The 15,246-nt window shown below is 53.6% G+C and carries 12 protein-coding genes and 2 tRNA genes; 7 read left to right on the top strand and 7 right to left on the bottom strand.

All coding sequences use genetic code 11. From position 1 onward, the window contains the following. Positions 1–15: 15 nt before the first annotated feature. From parE to parC, 3 genes are read left to right on the top strand one after another with little or no spacing between them, the layout of a single operon-like run. Complete coding sequence (gene parE / locus ACMHXE_RS01595) at positions 16–1,902, top strand: DNA topoisomerase IV subunit B (RefSeq protein WP_101054947.1); 1,887 nt, start codon at positions 16–18, stop codon at positions 1,900–1,902. 47 nt (positions 1,903–1,949) lie between these two features. Beyond that, positions 1,950–3,125, top strand: a complete 1,176-nt coding sequence (locus ACMHXE_RS01600) for a PQQ-dependent sugar dehydrogenase (protein WP_101054969.1) — start codon at positions 1,950–1,952, stop codon at positions 3,123–3,125. Continuing rightward, positions 3,125–5,392, top strand: coding sequence for a DNA topoisomerase IV subunit A (parC, locus tag ACMHXE_RS01605; protein WP_101054949.1), 2,268 nt, complete (start codon positions 3,125–3,127; stop codon positions 5,390–5,392). Before ACMHXE_RS01600 ends, parC begins: the two co-directional genes overlap by 1 nt. Positions 5,393–5,484: 92 nt before the next feature. On the opposite strand, the gene ACMHXE_RS01610 is transcribed toward parC, so the two are convergent. Next, a complete protein-coding gene (locus ACMHXE_RS01610) occupies positions 5,485–5,676 on the bottom strand; it encodes a bacterioferritin-associated ferredoxin (protein ID WP_025009364.1) in 192 nt (63 codons plus the stop codon). A gap of 291 nt (positions 5,677–5,967) precedes the next feature. Next, positions 5,968–6,894 (bottom strand): D-2-hydroxyacid dehydrogenase, encoded by a 927-nt coding sequence (locus tag ACMHXE_RS01615; protein WP_101054951.1) that lies wholly within the window; start codon positions 6,892–6,894, stop codon positions 5,968–5,970. Positions 6,895–6,942: 48 nt separating this feature from the next. Here ACMHXE_RS01615 and ACMHXE_RS01620 point away from each other — a divergent pair, with 48 nt between their 5' ends. Further along, positions 6,943–7,275 carry a DUF3392 domain-containing protein gene (locus ACMHXE_RS01620; protein WP_100143104.1) on the top strand — a complete coding sequence of 111 codons (333 nt, stop codon included), beginning with the start codon at positions 6,943–6,945 and terminating at the stop codon, positions 7,273–7,275. Positions 7,276–7,311: 36 nt separating this feature from the next. On the opposite strand, the gene ACMHXE_RS01625 is transcribed toward ACMHXE_RS01620, so the two are convergent. From ACMHXE_RS01625 to rsgA, 5 genes are all read right to left on the bottom strand, one after another. Then, complete coding sequence (locus ACMHXE_RS01625) at positions 7,312–8,031, bottom strand: glycerophosphodiester phosphodiesterase (RefSeq protein WP_101054953.1); 720 nt, start codon at positions 8,029–8,031, stop codon at positions 7,312–7,314. A gap of 6 nt (positions 8,032–8,037) precedes the next feature. After that, entirely contained in the window at positions 8,038–11,241 is a 3,204-nt protein-coding gene (locus ACMHXE_RS01630) for a mechanosensitive ion channel domain-containing protein (RefSeq protein ID WP_101054955.1), read from the bottom strand. A 75-nt stretch (positions 11,242–11,316) separates the two neighbouring features. Further along, on the bottom strand, positions 11,317–12,207 hold the full coding sequence (locus ACMHXE_RS01635) for a DMT family transporter (RefSeq protein WP_373296806.1): 891 nt from the start codon (positions 12,205–12,207) through the stop codon (positions 11,317–11,319). Between the two features lie 2 nt (positions 12,208–12,209). Beyond that, positions 12,210–13,073: an archaetidylserine decarboxylase gene (gene asd, locus ACMHXE_RS01640; protein ID WP_101054959.1), complete on the bottom strand. Its 864-nt coding sequence runs from the start codon at positions 13,071–13,073 to the stop codon at positions 12,210–12,212. A 31-nt stretch (positions 13,074–13,104) separates the two neighbouring features. After that, a complete protein-coding gene (gene rsgA, locus ACMHXE_RS01645) occupies positions 13,105–14,169 on the bottom strand; it encodes a small ribosomal subunit biogenesis GTPase RsgA (protein WP_101054961.1) in 1,065 nt (354 codons plus the stop codon). Positions 14,170–14,281: 112 nt separating this feature from the next. Between rsgA and orn the strand changes: the two genes are divergently transcribed. From orn to ACMHXE_RS01660, 3 genes are all read left to right on the top strand, one after another. Further along, positions 14,282–14,827, top strand: coding sequence for an oligoribonuclease (gene orn / locus ACMHXE_RS01650; RefSeq protein WP_025009371.1), 546 nt, complete (start codon positions 14,282–14,284; stop codon positions 14,825–14,827). Positions 14,828–15,033: 206 nt separating this feature from the next. Continuing rightward, positions 15,034–15,109: transfer RNA gene (locus ACMHXE_RS01655), tRNA-Gly, on the top strand. 46 nt (positions 15,110–15,155) lie between these two features. Further along, positions 15,156–15,231 (top strand) — tRNA-Gly (locus tag ACMHXE_RS01660). The last annotated feature ends 15 nt before the right edge of the window (positions 15,232–15,246 follow it).

Consider the following 15,246-nt stretch of genomic DNA (forward strand, 5'->3'; position numbering starts at 1 on the left):
AAGACAGTGTGCGCTATGACCAATCAATACACCTCCGATGCCATTGAAGTACTGAACGGACTGGATCCGGTAAAACGTCGTCCCGGCATGTATACCGATACCACTCGGCCCAACCATATGGGTCAGGAAGTCATAGATAACAGTGTCGATGAGGCCTTGGCCGGGTTTGCAACTCGAATCGATGTGGTGTTGCATACAGACAACTCCCTTGAAGTCACTGACGATGGCCGTGGTATGCCGGTGGATATTCACCCGGAGGAGGGGATCCCCGGGGTCGAACTTATCCTGACCAAGCTGCATGCCGGTGGTAAGTTTTCCAACAAAAATTATCAATTTTCCGGTGGTTTGCACGGGGTAGGGATCTCTGTGGTCAACGCCCTATCTCGAAGAGTTGAAATCACGGTTCGCCGTGATGCCAAAGTCTATGAAATGGCTTTCGAGCATGGCGATAAGGTTGAGAGTCTCAGGGAAACTGGTACTTGTGGGCGCCGAAATACCGGCACCCGGGTACAGTTTTGGCCGGATCCCAGCTATTTTGACTCACCGAACTTTTCGGTTACCAAGTTGACTTATCTGCTGCGGGCCAAGGCGGTACTTTGCCCCGGGCTCAGAATTCGTTTCGCCAACAAACAAAACGGTGAGGTCCATGAATGGTTTTATGAAGAGGGCCTGACCGACTATCTGAAAGACTCCCTTAAAGAGGCTCCGGCTCTGCCACAAGAGCCTTTTGTCGGCAGTATTAAAACCAATCTGGAAGCCGCCGACTGGGCCATTACCTGGTTGCCTGAGGGCGGCGACAGTATCAGCGAAAGTTATGTTAACCTAATCCCAACGCCGCTTGGTGGTACCCATGTTAACGGTTTCCGTCAGGGACTGCTCGAGTCGATGCGTGAGTTCTGTGAGTTTCGCAACTTGATCCCAAGGGGGATTAAGCTCAGTCCGGAAGATATCTGGGACAAGGCCAGTTTTATTCTGTCGGTGAAGATGCAAGATCCGCAATTTGCCGGCCAGACCAAGGAGAAACTCTCCAGCCGCCAGTGTTCGGCATTTGTGTCGGGTGTGGTGCGTGATGCCTTCAGCCTCTGGCTCAACAGCAACACAGATCAGGCCGAACTGCTGGCCGAGATGTGCATCAATAACGCCCAGAAGCGTCTCAGGGCGGCGAAGAAAGTTGCTCGCAAGAAGGTCACTTCCGGCCCGGCGCTGCCCGGCAAACTGACCGACTGTACCGGTCAGGACCCGGCGCGTTCCGAATTATTTCTGGTGGAAGGGGACTCGGCCGGTGGCAGTGCCAAACAGGCCAGAGACAGAGAATTTCAGGCGATCATGCCGCTTCGGGGTAAGATCCTCAACACCTGGGAAGTGGAAGCGAGCCAGGTGTTGGCCTCCCAGGAAGTGCACGATATTTCAGTGGCCATAGGCTGCGATCCCGACAGCGACGATATTTCCGAACTCAGATACGGCAAGATCTGTATTCTCGCCGATGCCGACTCGGATGGTTTGCACATAGCAACCTTGCTGTGCGCGCTGTTTCTAAAGCACTATCGCACCTTGGTTGAAAAGGGGCATGTGTATATCGCCATGCCGCCACTGTTCCGTATCGATATCGGCAAAGAAGTGTTTTACGCTTTGGATGAGCCTGAAAAGCAAGGCATTCTGGACAGGATTGCCGCAGACAACAAGAAAGGTAAAGTGCAGGTCACCCGCTTTAAAGGTCTGGGTGAGATGAATCCACTGCAACTGAGGGAAACGACCATGGATCCCAACACCCGTAGATTGGTGCAACTGACCATAGACGATGTCGATGAGACTGTGGCATTGATGGACATGTTGCTGGCCAAGAAGCGCTCAGGTGATCGCAAGTCGTGGCTGGAAACCAAGGGAGACCTTGCTCAGCTGTAATCGCCCTTGATGTGCCAATAACTATAAAACTTAAAGGCAAGGATATGATGAACCTGAATAACAGAGTCGGTATCGCGACCGGCGGAGGCTTGCTCCTGCTGGGAGCGGCGTTGCTGAGTGCGGCGGCCAATGCATCTCAGTCGATGATCATTACCGTGACCAAAGGCTTTGGTGTTTCTCTCTATGCCACAGATGTTGGCGATGCCAAGCAGATGGCAGTAGGAGATGAAGGTACCCTGTTTGTTGGTTCTCACAAGAGCGGCACGATTCACGCTTTGGTCGACAGTAACAGTGATGGCCGGGTCGATAAGCGTTACCTGATAGCCAAGGGCCTGGATTACCCGGAGGCGCTGGCCTTCCATAAGGGCGATCTCTATGTCGCTTTGGAAGACAGAGTCGTGGTGTACCAGGATATAGAGCCCAGGCTCAGACGTCCTCCGCGGGCACGGGAAGTGTATGATCAACTTCCGGGCAACGGCAGAAAGAGTGCCAGAGCCATGCGCTTTGGTCCGGATGGCAGGCTCTATATTGCTATCAGCGCTCCCTGCAATGTGTGTGAGCCCAGCGCTCCTTTTGGCAGCATCATTGCCGTGGATGTGAACTCCGGCAGTAGTCAGCAGATAGCGCTCGGAATACGTAATGTCATAGGTTTTGACTGGTCGCCACTGGATAGCCGTCTTTGGTTTGCCGATATGAGCCGCGACTGGATGGGGGATAATCTGCCACCGGATGAAATCAACCGGGTCGATGTTGCCGGGGCGCATTATGGTTTCCCTTATGTGCATGGCAAAGATGTGCAGGAACCTGCCTATGAAGAGCCCAAGAGCCTGAATATTACCAAGCCAGTCTATGAACTGCCGGCGCATGTGTCTCCTATGGGGATGCTGTTTTATCGGGGAAGCCAGTTTCCCGCCGAATATCACAACCAGATTTTATTGGCAGAGAACGGCTCCTGGAACCGTTCCAGTAAGGTGGGATACCAGATAGTGGTGTTGGAAACTGATGGCCGCAAGGTGAGCAATCGCCGCACCCTGGTGAGTTTTCTCGATGGTGAGTTTCCGGTGGCCAGGCCCCATTCACTGGCGATGGCCCCGGATGGCGCCGTCTATATTTCGGATGATCTGAAGGGAAACATCTACCGCCTGTACTACAAAGACACTGGTGCAGAAGATGCTGAATCTGAGTCGGACTATGCGCCGAAACCTGAACAGGAAAATGAATAATGAGTGATGCGATAGCCTTGAGCCTGGATGGCGTGGAGCAGATGCCGCTCAGGCGCTTCACTGAAGAGGCATATCTCAACTATTCCATGTATGTGATCATGGATCGGGCCTTGCCTCATATTGGCGATGGCCTCAAGCCGGTGCAACGGCGAATTGTTTACGCCATGAGCGAGCTGGGATTATCGGCGGCGGCCAAATACAAGAAGTCGGCCCGTACCGTGGGTGACGTGCTGGGTAAGTATCACCCGCACGGTGACAGCGCCTGTTACGAAGCCATGGTACTGATGGCGCAGCCCTTTACCTATCGCTATCCCTTGGTGGATGGTCAGGGTAACTGGGGGGCTCCGGACGATCCCAAGTCGTTTGCGGCCATGCGTTATACCGAAGCCAGGCTATCCAAGTTTTCCGAGGTACTGCTCAGCGAGCTAGGTCAAGGAACAGTGGACTGGGGAGTCAACTTCGATGGCACCCTGAAAGAGCCCTTGGTGCTGCCGGCCAGACTGCCGCATATTTTGCTCAACGGTATTACCGGTATCGCAGTGGGTATGGCCACGGATATTCCGCCCCATAATGCCCGCGAGTTGGCCAGCGCCTGTATCGAGCTGCTGGATAATCCCAAGGCCGATTTGCCGCGGCTGATGGAATTCGTGCCCGGGCCTGATTATCCGACAGCTGCCGAGATCATTACCCCGCGCGCCGAAATCGCCAAGGTCTATGAATCGGGCCGCGGCTCAATCAAGGCCCGTGCGGTTTACACAGTGGAAAACGGTGAAGTGGTGATAACGGCTTTGCCGCACCAGGCCAGCTCCAGCAAGATCCTCGAGCAGTTGGCGGCGCAGATGCAGGCCAAGAAGCTGCCCATGGTGACAGACTTGCGCGATGAATCGGACCATGAAAGTCCGGTGCGCTTGGTGATAGTGCCGAGATCCAACCGGGTCGATATCGAACAGATGATGGCGCACCTGTTTGCCACTACAGATCTGGAGAAGAGTTACAGGGTCAACCTCAATGTGCTCGGCCTCGATGGCAGGCCTCAGGTCAAGGGGCTCAAGCAACTCTTGAGTGAGTGGCTGGAGTTTCGAATTCATACTGTGCGCCGCCGTCTGGAATTCCGTCTGGATAAAGTCCTGGCCAGGTTGCATATTCTTGAAGCCTTGATGATCGCCTTCCTCAATATCGATGAAGTGATAGAGATCATCCGCTTTCACGATGAACCCAAGGCCGAACTGATGCGCCGCTTTGGGCTGACAGACAAGCAAGCCGAAGCGATTCTGGAGCTCAAGCTGCGCCATCTGGCCAAGCTGGAAGAGATGAAGATCCGTGGTGAGCAGGATGAGCTCGAAGCCGAGCGGGAAAAGCTGCAACTGCTGCTCAGTTCGGAACGCCGCTTGAAGACCTTGATCAAGAAAGAACTGCAGGCAGATGCGGAAACCTATGGTGATGACCGCCGCTCGCCACTGGTGGTGAGAAGCGAATCCAGAGCGTTGTCGGAGCAGGAGTTGGTGCCAACCGAGCCCGTGACTGTGGTGTTGTCTGAAAAGGGTTGGGTGCGCTGTGCCAAGGGCCATGATATAGACGCCGCCGGGTTGTCCTACAAGGCTGGTGACAGTTTCCTCTGCGCCGCGGCCGGCCGCAGCAATCAGCAATCTGTGTTTATTGACAGCGCCGGGCGCGCCTTCGCCACGGATACCCATACTCTGCCTTCGGCCCGTAGCCAAGGGGAACCTATTACCACCAGATTCAATCTGGCCCCAGGGGAGAGCATGGAGCACGTATTGCTCGGGGATGATGATAACTGCTTCCTGCTGGCGAGTGATGCCGGTTACGGCTTTATCTGCGCCTTTAAGGACATGGTGTCGCGCAACAAGGCGGGTAAGGCTTTGCTGACGCTGCCGGCCAATGCCAAGGCTTTAACGCCACGTAAACTGGACAAGTCCAGACCCAGTTCGATTCTGGCCATTACCAATGAAGGGCGGATGCTGATGTTCTCCATGGAGGCGCTGCCGCAGTTGGCCAAGGGCAAGGGCAATAAGATTATCGGCATCCCATCGGAGCGGGCGAAAAACCGTGAAGAGTTGGTGACTCACCTTTACCTGGTGCCGGAAGGCGCCAATGTCACCCTCTGGGCCGGTAAGCGTAAGCTGACACTAAAGAGCAGCGATCTGGAGCATTATCGTGGTGAGCGTGGCCGTCGTGGCGCCAAGCTGCCAAGAGGGCTGCAAAGGGTCGACAGTGTCGAAGTCAGTGTGGAGGAGCCGGCGCTGTAGCCCGGCCCAAAAGTAGTCCGGCTCAAAAGTAATCCGGCCCAAAAATCACAAAAGCCGCATCATGATGCGGCTTTTGTTTTTTACCTGATATATCAGGCGACTTCGTAATAATTGGGCTCAAGATCCAGCTGGTTTTGGATGATTTGCGTCGCCATCCGTACACACTTACCGCATTGATCACCCACCCCGAGGCGTTTTTTCACCTCGCTGAGGCTAACATCTCCCTGGCTGACTGCCTGCTTTATCTGGGTATCCGTAATTGCATGACACAGACAAACGTACATTTATCGGGCTCCGGTTACTGCTGGTAAGTGGACGTTATTTTTCAATACGCAATTCTAAATGAAAACTGTTATCAATACTAATAACGCTTGGATATATTTTAGAGTAGATCACCCTTGAGTTGGTTATTAGGGATGGTGCGAACAAGTCTCATGTGTGCTCTGCGTCGGCTTACGGGCTTGGATCCAAGGCGTGGTTCTTGCAAATGACTCTAGTCCTTTGCAAGAACTTCCTTAGGTCTTTAGTTAGCAAATAGCACCGCGCCCGGAGGAGTGGGCGCGCTAGAGGAAGGATTAGTAACCGCGGTCGAAGTACACCAGATTCTCCAGTGATTCGGCATTGAGATAGTGGTGATAGTTGCGGGCGAAGATATCGACCACCTGAGACGGGAAGCTGGGCGCCGAAATATGGGGAGTGATTACCGCATTGGGGCAATCCCAGATGGGGTGCAGCGGTGACAGCGGCTCCTGGGCAAACACATCCAACACGGCTTTGAGCCGGTTTCTGCGGCCGAGTTCGACCACCAGGGCATCGAGATCTAGGGCGTCGCCGCGGCCTATATTGAACAGTATCGCGCTGTCTTTGAGTTGTGCCAGCTTCTCTTGGCTCAGCAAGCCTCGGCTCTCCTGAGTGCTCGGCAGAGTGTTGACGACCACATCGGCCTGGGGCAAAAGCTCATCGAGCTGGGCCGGGCTGATGATGCAATCAAAGCCCGCGACGGCCCTTTGGCTGCGGTTCATGCCCCAGACCTGCATTTTGAAGTGCTTGGCGCTGGTGGCCAGGTGCTCGCCGATGGAACCCGTGCCCAGGATCAGCATCTTCATCCCCTGCAGGGTGGCCAGGGGACCTGGGTGCCAGTATTTCTCCTGTTGCTGGTGATGATACAGCGTATGTTGGCGAACTTCGGCGAGCAGATAACCAAACACATATTCACTCATCAAGGGGCCGAAGATACCCTTCACATTGGTCAGCAGGTAGTCTTTCCTAGTTTTAGCGCCAAGCAGTTTATCGACACCGGCGAAAGTTGATTGTAGCCAACTGAGACTCTTGCCGTGACTCAGCAGCGGTTGGGCCAGAGCCGGTTCAGCCAGCCAGATATCGGCACTGGCGATATTGGCCGGGTCATCGCCCAGGATAGTAAGGCCAGGAAGTGATTTTTCTGACAACAACTGTCGATATTCAGCATTTTCCCGGGTGAGTAACAGCAGCTTGTATGCCATAGTATCAGTCCTTGTTGTTTTCGTTATTTTTATGGATTTTATATTTTAATGGATTCAGTTACGCAACTGCTGACCCAGCTGGGCAGTCAGCTCTATCCCTGGCTCAATGAGATAGCTACCGCCATGGTTGCCTGCGTCATTTTGGTGTTCGGTGCCGACTTCAACCGTTTTCTGCGCCGTAAGCTCGGGGCACGCAACTTTGTACTGCGCACGCTGATCTTTATTTTGGTCAACGCCTTTGGTTACGGCATGCTGATAGTGGCTCTTAGCCCCTGGCTCGCCAGGCAGTTGGCGCACCTACCGGCGCTGTGGACTTTACTCTTGGTCAGCGCCACTTTTATCTTTGTCGGCGGCTGGGCCCAGCGCAATAACCAGAGTTGAACACGCTAATCAGAGAGCATTCAAACGAATGATCATTCACTCAAACCAGTGGCGGTAGTCAGTTTGTGACTCCTGAGTCAATGCGGCGGCGGCTTTGTCTGGATAGTTGGCAAAAATACCATCTACCCCCAGCGCTGCCAGCGCCCTGATATCATCGGCATCATCTACGGTATAGACATACACTTTGGCGCCGCGCTGATGAGCATCGGCTACCAGTTCACGGTTGATAAAGCTGATATCCAGATGCAGTGACCAGGCTTTGAGCTCACTGACCACGGCGGCTTGGTTGAGCGCTATCCCCTCGAGCAGTGGCGCTACCGGTACGTCGGGCAACTGCTGTTTTACCTGTTTGAGCCAGAGATGATTGAATGAAGACACCAGCAGCTGCTCTGGCTGGTAGCCGAGTTGCAGTAGCTGCGGGTATTGCTGGATGAAAGGCTCGACGCAACCCACTCCCTTGAGCTCTATGTTGACCGTCATGCGCCCCTCGATAAGCTCAAGTACCTGGCGCAGGGTAGGGATAGGTTCTCCCTCGACCCTAAGCTGCCGTAGATAGCTGCTGCTTTGCTGCGCGAGCAGCCCTTTGCCGTTGCTCTTGGGGCTCAGGCGGCGGTCATGAAACACCCAGAGCTCACCATCGGCATGATGTACATCCAGCTCAACTGCCTCACATCCAAGCTCTAGTGCCAGCGCCATCGCCTTAAGGGTGTTTTCCGGCGCATAACCACTGGCGCCACGGTGCGCGAAAATCAACATCTGCGATTAACCTCTGATAATACCGCTGGTGTCTTTGTTGTGCGTGTTGCTGATATGCACTTCGAGCTGAGGATAAGCCAGCTCCAGCTGGTTCTCCTTGAGCTTCTTGCTGATCCGCTTGTGCAGATCGTGGCGCAGCGGCCAGCGGGAAGACATATCTTTGGCATAAGCCCTGACTTCATAGTCCTGAGTGTGCTTGCCGAAACCGGCAAACCAGACTTCCGGCTCAGGGGTTTCCAGCGCGTTTTCACACTCTTTCACTGCTTGGTAGAGCGCGGCCTCCACCCGGGCTGGATCTGAATCCCTGGCGACCGAAACATAGATGATCACCCGGGTAATGGGATCTGACAGCGACCAGTTAATTAACTGCTCTGTGATAAAGGCCTTGTTGGGGATGATAATTTCTTTTCTGTCCCAATCTATGATGGTGGTCGCGCGGATTTTGATCTTGGAAACCGTGCCTGTGAGCTCGCGAATAGTGACGGTATCGCCGATACGCACCGGCTTTTCAAACAGTATGATAAGGCCCGAGATAAAGTTGGCGAAAATCTCCTGCAGACCAAAACCCAGACCCAGAGTCAGCGCTGCAATCAACCATTGCAGCTTGGACCACTCCATCCCCAGGGTGGCGAAGCCGATGACGATACCGATAAAGACCACCAGGTAACGGGTCACTGTGGTGATGGCAAAGCCGGTTCCCGGGGAGAGATCCAGTTTTTGCAGTATCGTCAGCTCCAACAAGCCGGGCAGGTTGGTGGCTATCATCATGGAAAAACCGACCACAATGGCACCAAATACCAGTGATTTCATGGTGATAGGCAGTGGCTGCTCGACTCCGCCTACCCCGGTAGTTGTTGTCGTCCAAAGAGTAATGCCATCGAGGAAGCTGAATAGGGCGGTGTGGGTTTGGGTCCACAGGCCGACCAAACAGGCAAGAAACGCCAGCAGCAGCAGGGATCTCACCAACCCCAGTGATTGGCTGGACATGGTTTCCAAATCGACTACCGGCTCTTCATAGGTGTCCTGATGATCGTTGTTGCTTGATGAGGTATCACCTTTTTCCCGCTGCGCCAGACGCTCGGCCCGGCGGGCCTTGGCGCGATCGAAGGCGATGCGGCGCCTTTCAATCAACATCCAGCGTTTCAGCAACTGGTACAGCAACAGAAAGCCGAGTCCCAGCAGTAAAGAAAGCTGCAGCTGCAGCAGCATCTGGAAGGCGGTGAAGTAGTAGCCTCTGAATGCCAACACGGCACTCAGGGGGGGCACCAGCAACAGCAGTAGCCACAATAGCTTTTGCAGCAGACGCTTATTCTTGTCGTCCAGATGGCTTTCACGATAGCGACGGGACAGAGTCAGTACGTCTCGATAGAGCATAAACAGCATGATACAGAACAGAATAAAGGCGCCACGGCCTATGCTGTTGCGCACCAGAGAAGAGTCGAGAATTTCGGTAAAGCCCATGACGCCCACCAAGGGCATGGTCATGATAACAAAGCGGCGAAAACGCTGCTGGCCCTCGCGGATCACCTCTTGTGGCCGTTTGAAATGGCCTATAAGCAGGCCTTTGTCCAGTGCCAGCAGATAGATGAAGCGATAGAGCTGATACAGGCTGCCTATAGCCAGCACGCCCATACCTATGGCTTGAATGAGGTTACTGTCGGACTGCAGCATAATCAAGCCAGCAGCCACTATGGGAAAGGGTTTGAACAAGCTGTAACCGGCGCTGATTAGCAGCGCTTGGATGGTGTAGATGAACTTATCCTGGGTCACCTTGCCGACCGGCGCCTCACATTCGCGCATCATGGTCTTGAATCTGGGGGTGAGAATATCCTGTGCTACCAGACACAACACCGCCAGGATGATCCACCAGGACCAGTATGGACTCAGTTCGGTCAGCCCCTGCTTTATTTCCGGTAGGTCGGTTTGTTGCCAGAGCCAGAGACTGGAGCGTTGCAGATCCGTCAACCACAGCTTGCTGATGCTGTAGGCATTGGGTACCCAGAACAGGTGTTCATTGAGGGTGGATTTGAGCCGCTGATAACTGTCGGTGAGCAGCTCATACTTGCTCTTGAGCTTGGCCAGTTCACTGAGATAAGTGTCATAGCCTTTCAATAGTTGATTCAGCAAAGCCTGTTGTGATTCAAGCAGCCGCAACTGAGATTCATTGCTGTAGGCCTGGGTCGTTAGCAGTTGCTCATTGGCGGCAAACTGCTGCTCAATCTGATAGCGATTGAGTCTGGCATCGGCTATCTGGGTCTGCAGGTGCTCTTGGTTGGGGGGCTTTGGCAGTGACTGCAGTATTTGCAAAAAGCGCTCACCGAAAACCGGGTTCATCTTGACCCAGCTTATTTGCTCCTTGATGTTGTCCAGTTGCTTGCTGTGGGACTGATCCTGCTTCTCTGCCTGTTCCTGTAGGGCTATGGTCTGCGCGGTTTGCTCAGTCAATTGCTGCAATTGCTGGCCATATCTCTGGTTGGCCAGACTCAGCTCTGTGGTCAGGCGATCGCGGCCATTAGCTTCGGCATTGAGGGTTTCGGCCAGTGTGGCATTGACCTGCTGCTGCCTGGCATCGGTAATGGCGCGGTTAAGCTGTTCGATAAGCAGCTCTTGTTGCTGCAACTGCTTGCGTACCAGTTGCAGTTGTAACTGATGCAGTTCGCGCTTTTGTTGGCTGATTGCCAGTTCGCTTTCCAGCGTGGTGAGCTGTTGCTCCAGCAATAACAGCTGCGCCTGTTGCAGCGCTTTGGCGGCATTGTCAGTGGCCACTGCCTGGGCCTTTTGCTGTTGCAGCAGCGCCTGTCTGATTTTGACTATTTCAGCAGGTAATTCGCTGTGGCGTTTGAGCATGGCGCTGTTGGCCTGGCTTAGGCTGGTTTCACTCTCTTTCAGTTCGGAAAGGCGCAGGTAGGCCATGGAGGCCTGCTGATCCAGATCCTGATGGCGTTCGGGCTTAAGTGGTGCGGCGGCTTCCTGCAGCAGATCATAAAGATGTTGGCGCCGGCTTTCGAAATTAAGTTGCAGTTCCTGATAACTGCGGTTGGTGTCGGCAAGCTGCTGAATGCTCTTTTCCAGCTGCGCCAGTTGTTGCTCCTGCGACAGGGTTTCAGTGTTTTGTTGGTTAAGACCCAGACGTTTATCCAACCCCAGTGGCGAGTTGGCTTGGGCGGAGGCGATAAAAAGACAAAACAGCAGAAGGCAGGCTCGAACCATAGTTAAATTCAAAGAGTTAAATTCAAAGAGTTAATCGACAGCTCATCTTAGCTAAGTTAAGCGGGTTTTGATATGTCAGCCAAGGTTCTTTTTCGGGGCTTGTGATTTGTGACTCTGTGATGTTTCAAACAAGGCGGTAGCTACCACCAGAGTGCCACCGATAGCGGTTGTTAGCATCAGCGATTCATCCAGTAGCAACCAGGCGAGCATGGCGCCATAGAAGGGTTGTAAGCAGGAGACTAAACCGACAGTTTTGGCGCTCAAGTATCTGAGTGCCGAAGTAAACAAGGCATGGGGCGCCGCGGTAAAGACGACTCCCAAAAGCAGCAGCAATCCCCAGGTTTGGTTGCTGATGTCTCCGGCATCAAGACTGTGCCAGGGGGCCAACACCAGCACGGCCACCGCAGTTTGGTAAAACATCGCCTGCTGGCCGCTGTAGGCGGTGAAGTAGCGTTTGTGCAACAGGTTGCGGGCGGTGAACAAGATGGCGGAAATAATCCCAACCAGGATCCCAAGGGTAACGTCGTTGCCCAATGACGGCTCGGGGATCAGCAGAATCACCCCCAGCAGTACTGCCAAACCGCTGACAAGATCTCTGAGGTGCAAGCGACTGCCGGTAAACCAGGGTTCGACCAGCACTGTCATCACGGGATAGGTGAAAAAGGCTATCATGCCGATGGCGACAGAGGAGAGTTGCATCGCCGCAAAGTAGGTCACCCAATGGAGGCTGACAATCACCCCAAGTAACAGGGCAATAAGGTAATCTTTGCCGCGCAGCAAGCGCAGGCGCTGACGGCTGAGTTTAACCAGCAGCGCCAGAACGATGGCGGCGATAACGCAGCGCAGCAGAGTGATATTGAGGGCGCTCAAGGGAATAAGCCGGGAGAACAGGGCGGTCCCCCCGAACAGGAGTACCGCCAGATGCAGTTCTGTCAGGCCTGTACGTGCTTGCCCCTTGGCAGACAAGTTCAGTCCTCTATTTTGGCAAAAGGTGCACCCATACGGGTTACGGCACCTGGCTCAACACCATCGGCAAATTCATCCAGGGCGTCCTTGGCAAACAGCATGACTACAGTGCTGCCCAATTTGAAGCGGCCCATCTCGGCACCTTTCTCCAATGTGATGGCATCCGGCCCTGTGGTGGGGTATTCCCAGGTAAACACGCGTTTGCCTGTCGGCGGCGTGACAGTACCGGCCCAAACGGTTTCTATGCTGGCCACTATGGTTGCGCCGACCAATACCATGGCCAGGGGGCCAATCTCGGTTTCGAATATGGCGACCACTCGCTCGTTACGGGCAAACAGTCCAGGTACATTGCGGGCGGTCAACGGGTTAACCGAGAAGAGTTCGCCGGGCACATAAGTCATTTTCGACAGCGTGCCTTTGATGGGCATATGGATTCTGTGATAGTCCTTGGGCGCCAAATAAATGGTAGCAAAGTCACCATCTTCGAAGCGTTCGGCGTCTTTGGCTTGATTCCCCAGCAGGGTCAGAGCCGAATAGTGGTGGCCTTTGGCCTGAAAAATACGGCCGTCTTCAATGGGACCACACTGACTCACGGCGCCATCGACCGGGTGCACTATATATTCTGAGTCCTGATACAGAGGGCGTGCGCCGTCTTTAAGGGCGCGGGTGAAAAAAGCGTTGAAGCTCTTGTAAGCTTCAGGCTCGCTTTGGGCCGCTTCTGACATATCTATCTTGTACTGTTTGATAAACCAGCGAATAGCCCAGGTGGTCAGCTTGCCGGCTTCGGCCGCTGCCAGTTTCCCGACCAGGCGGGACAACAGGTGTTTGGGCAGCATGTACTGCAGTGCAATCTTCACTTTATCCAATTTTTGCTTCCTTCAAATGGGCTTTGCCAGCTTAAATGTCGTCCATGCCGGCGCGGAAGTGGCGGGCGTGACGCTGTTCATCCAGACTGGAGATAATTCTGTGATAATTGTTGAATCTGTCTTCGGCAATTTTGCCTTCCTCTACCGCTTTACGCAATGCACAGCCGGGATCGTCCAGATGTTTGCAGTCGCGGAATTTACAGCCGCCGAGAAAATCCCGGAACTCCACGAAGCACCAGCCGACACGGTCGGCAGGTAAGTGCCAGAGGGCAAATTCGCGAACCCCGGGTGAGTCAATCAGATCGCCGCCGCTGGGCAGGTGAAGCAGTTTGGCCGTGGTGGTGGTGTGCTGACCTAGGCCTGAGTTTTCCGAGACTTCTCCGGTTTGTAACTGCGCCTGTGGTAGCAGGGCATTGATAAGAGATGATTTACCTACCCCGGATTGCCCGGCGAATACACTGGTTTTGCCTTGCAACAGGGTTTTCAGTTGCTCTATCCCTTCAGCGGTTTTACTGCTGACTTTATAGACCGGGTAGCCAATGGCGCGGTACCGGGCAAGGGCGGTTTCCACTTCAATGGCCTGAGTCTCGTCCAGCAAGTCGACCTTGTTGAGAATGATCACCGGCGGGATTTCTGTGTCTTCAGCCGCCACCAGATAGCGGTCAATAATCTGGGTGGTAAAGCTGGGCAGCACAGATGAAACTATAAAAATTTGATCTATATTGGCGGCAATGACTTTAACGCCATCATAGAGGTCGGGCCGAGTCAGTGACGAGCTACGCGGGTGGACGGCTTCAACCACACCGGCGACGGTAGTTTGCGGATCGGTCGCCAGACGTACCACCACTTTATCGCCGGTAACCAAGCTGCCTATGGTGCGGCGAAGATTACAACGAACCAGTTGGCCATCATGGGTTTCAATATCGGCATGCTGGCCGAAACGGGAAATAACCGTGGCCTCCAGCTCGGGGCCGAGTGAGCTATCTTGTATTTCAGGAGCAGCCTCAGCAGCGTTTTTCCCACGTTGCAGACGCTTCTGATGATTGGCTTTCATACGGCGCAGTTGGCCATGGCTCAATGGTTTCTTTTTACTCACAGGCAGCTCTTCGCGGTATAAGGTGATTTTGTGTCTTGGCAAAAAGCAGTATGATACACGCTCTTAAATAAAAAAGCCTGAATTTAGGCGAACTGGAACGGTGGGCTGAGCTATGGTTGCGGATGCAAATAACCTGATTTGGATCGATCTCGAGATGTCCGGGCTGGAGCCTGAAACCGATAGGGTATTGGAAATAGCCACCTTGGTTACAGACAAAGAGCTTAACATTATCGGCGAAGGGCCTGTGATAGCAATTCATCAGAGTGACGAAGTGTTGGCTGCCATGGATGATTGGAATCAACAGCATCACGGCGCTTCCGGACTAATTGAGCGGGTAAAGGCCTCCAAACACACAGAGGCTGACGCCATAGCCGAGACCATAGCTTTTTTGAGCCAGTACGTGCCTAAAGGTGTGTCTCCCATGTGTGGCAACAGTGTTGGCCAGGACAGACGCTTTCTGAACAAGTATATGCGTGAGCTGGAAGATTACTTCCACTACCGCAATATCGATGTCAGTACGGTTAAGGAACTGACCAAGCGTTGGCAGCCGGAAATCATGAAGGATTTCAAAAAGCAAAATACTCACCAAGCGTTGATGGATATTCAAGAGTCGATCGCCGAGCTGAAGTTCTATCGTGAGCGAGTATTTAAAATTTGAGCGATCGGACGATAAATCTGTTTCAGGGGGTTGCAGCAGATGGAAATTTCCATATAATGCGGCCTCACCTTTCCGCTGGCGGTAACCAGTGTGAATAGGTAAAGTGGTAAGAGTTTACAGTTTGATGCGACATTAGCTCAGTTGATAAAACAGAAGGTCGGTACCTTTGTTGATTGTCAATTTAGATGATGAAGCTGATAAGTGATGCGACATTAGCTCAGTTGGTAGAGCGGTACCTTGCCAAGGTACAGGTCATCGGTTCGAACCCGATATGTCGCTCCAAATTCCAGACACCCACTGTCTTTAAATGTGGATGCATTATTGCAATGCGACATTAGCTCAGTTGGTAGAGCGGTACCTTGCCAAGGTACAGGTCATCGGTTCGAACCCGATATGTCGCTCCAAATTCCAGACGCCCA

This window comes from Shewanella sp. BJSY2023SW007, assembly GCF_047314525.1.
Classification (GTDB): Bacteria; Pseudomonadota; Gammaproteobacteria; order Enterobacterales; family Shewanellaceae; genus Shewanella; species Shewanella chilikensis.

What these genes read in the sequence shown, in the direction of transcription:
- parE (WP_101054947.1), top strand. Translation starts at nt 16, where the DNA reads ATGACCAATCAATACACCTCCGATGCCATTGAAGTACTGAACGGACTG.
- ACMHXE_RS01600 (WP_101054969.1), top strand. Translation starts at nt 1,950, where the DNA reads ATGAACCTGAATAACAGAGTCGGTATCGCGACCGGCGGAGGCTTGCTC.
- parC (WP_101054949.1), top strand. Translation starts at nt 3,125, where the DNA reads ATGAGTGATGCGATAGCCTTGAGCCTGGATGGCGTGGAGCAGATGCCG.
- ACMHXE_RS01610 (WP_025009364.1), bottom strand. Translation starts at nt 5,676, where the DNA reads ATGTACGTTTGTCTGTGTCATGCAATTACGGATACCCAGATAAAGCAG.
- ACMHXE_RS01615 (WP_101054951.1), bottom strand. Translation starts at nt 6,894, where the DNA reads ATGGCATACAAGCTGCTGTTACTCACCCGGGAAAATGCTGAATATCGA.
- ACMHXE_RS01620 (WP_100143104.1), top strand. Translation starts at nt 6,943, where the DNA reads ATGGATTCAGTTACGCAACTGCTGACCCAGCTGGGCAGTCAGCTCTAT.
- ACMHXE_RS01625 (WP_101054953.1), bottom strand. Translation starts at nt 8,031, where the DNA reads ATGTTGATTTTCGCGCACCGTGGCGCCAGTGGTTATGCGCCGGAAAAC.
- ACMHXE_RS01630 (WP_101054955.1), bottom strand. Translation starts at nt 11,241, where the DNA reads ATGGTTCGAGCCTGCCTTCTGCTGTTTTGTCTTTTTATCGCCTCCGCC.
- orn (WP_025009371.1), top strand. Translation starts at nt 14,282, where the DNA reads ATGGTTGCGGATGCAAATAACCTGATTTGGATCGATCTCGAGATGTCC.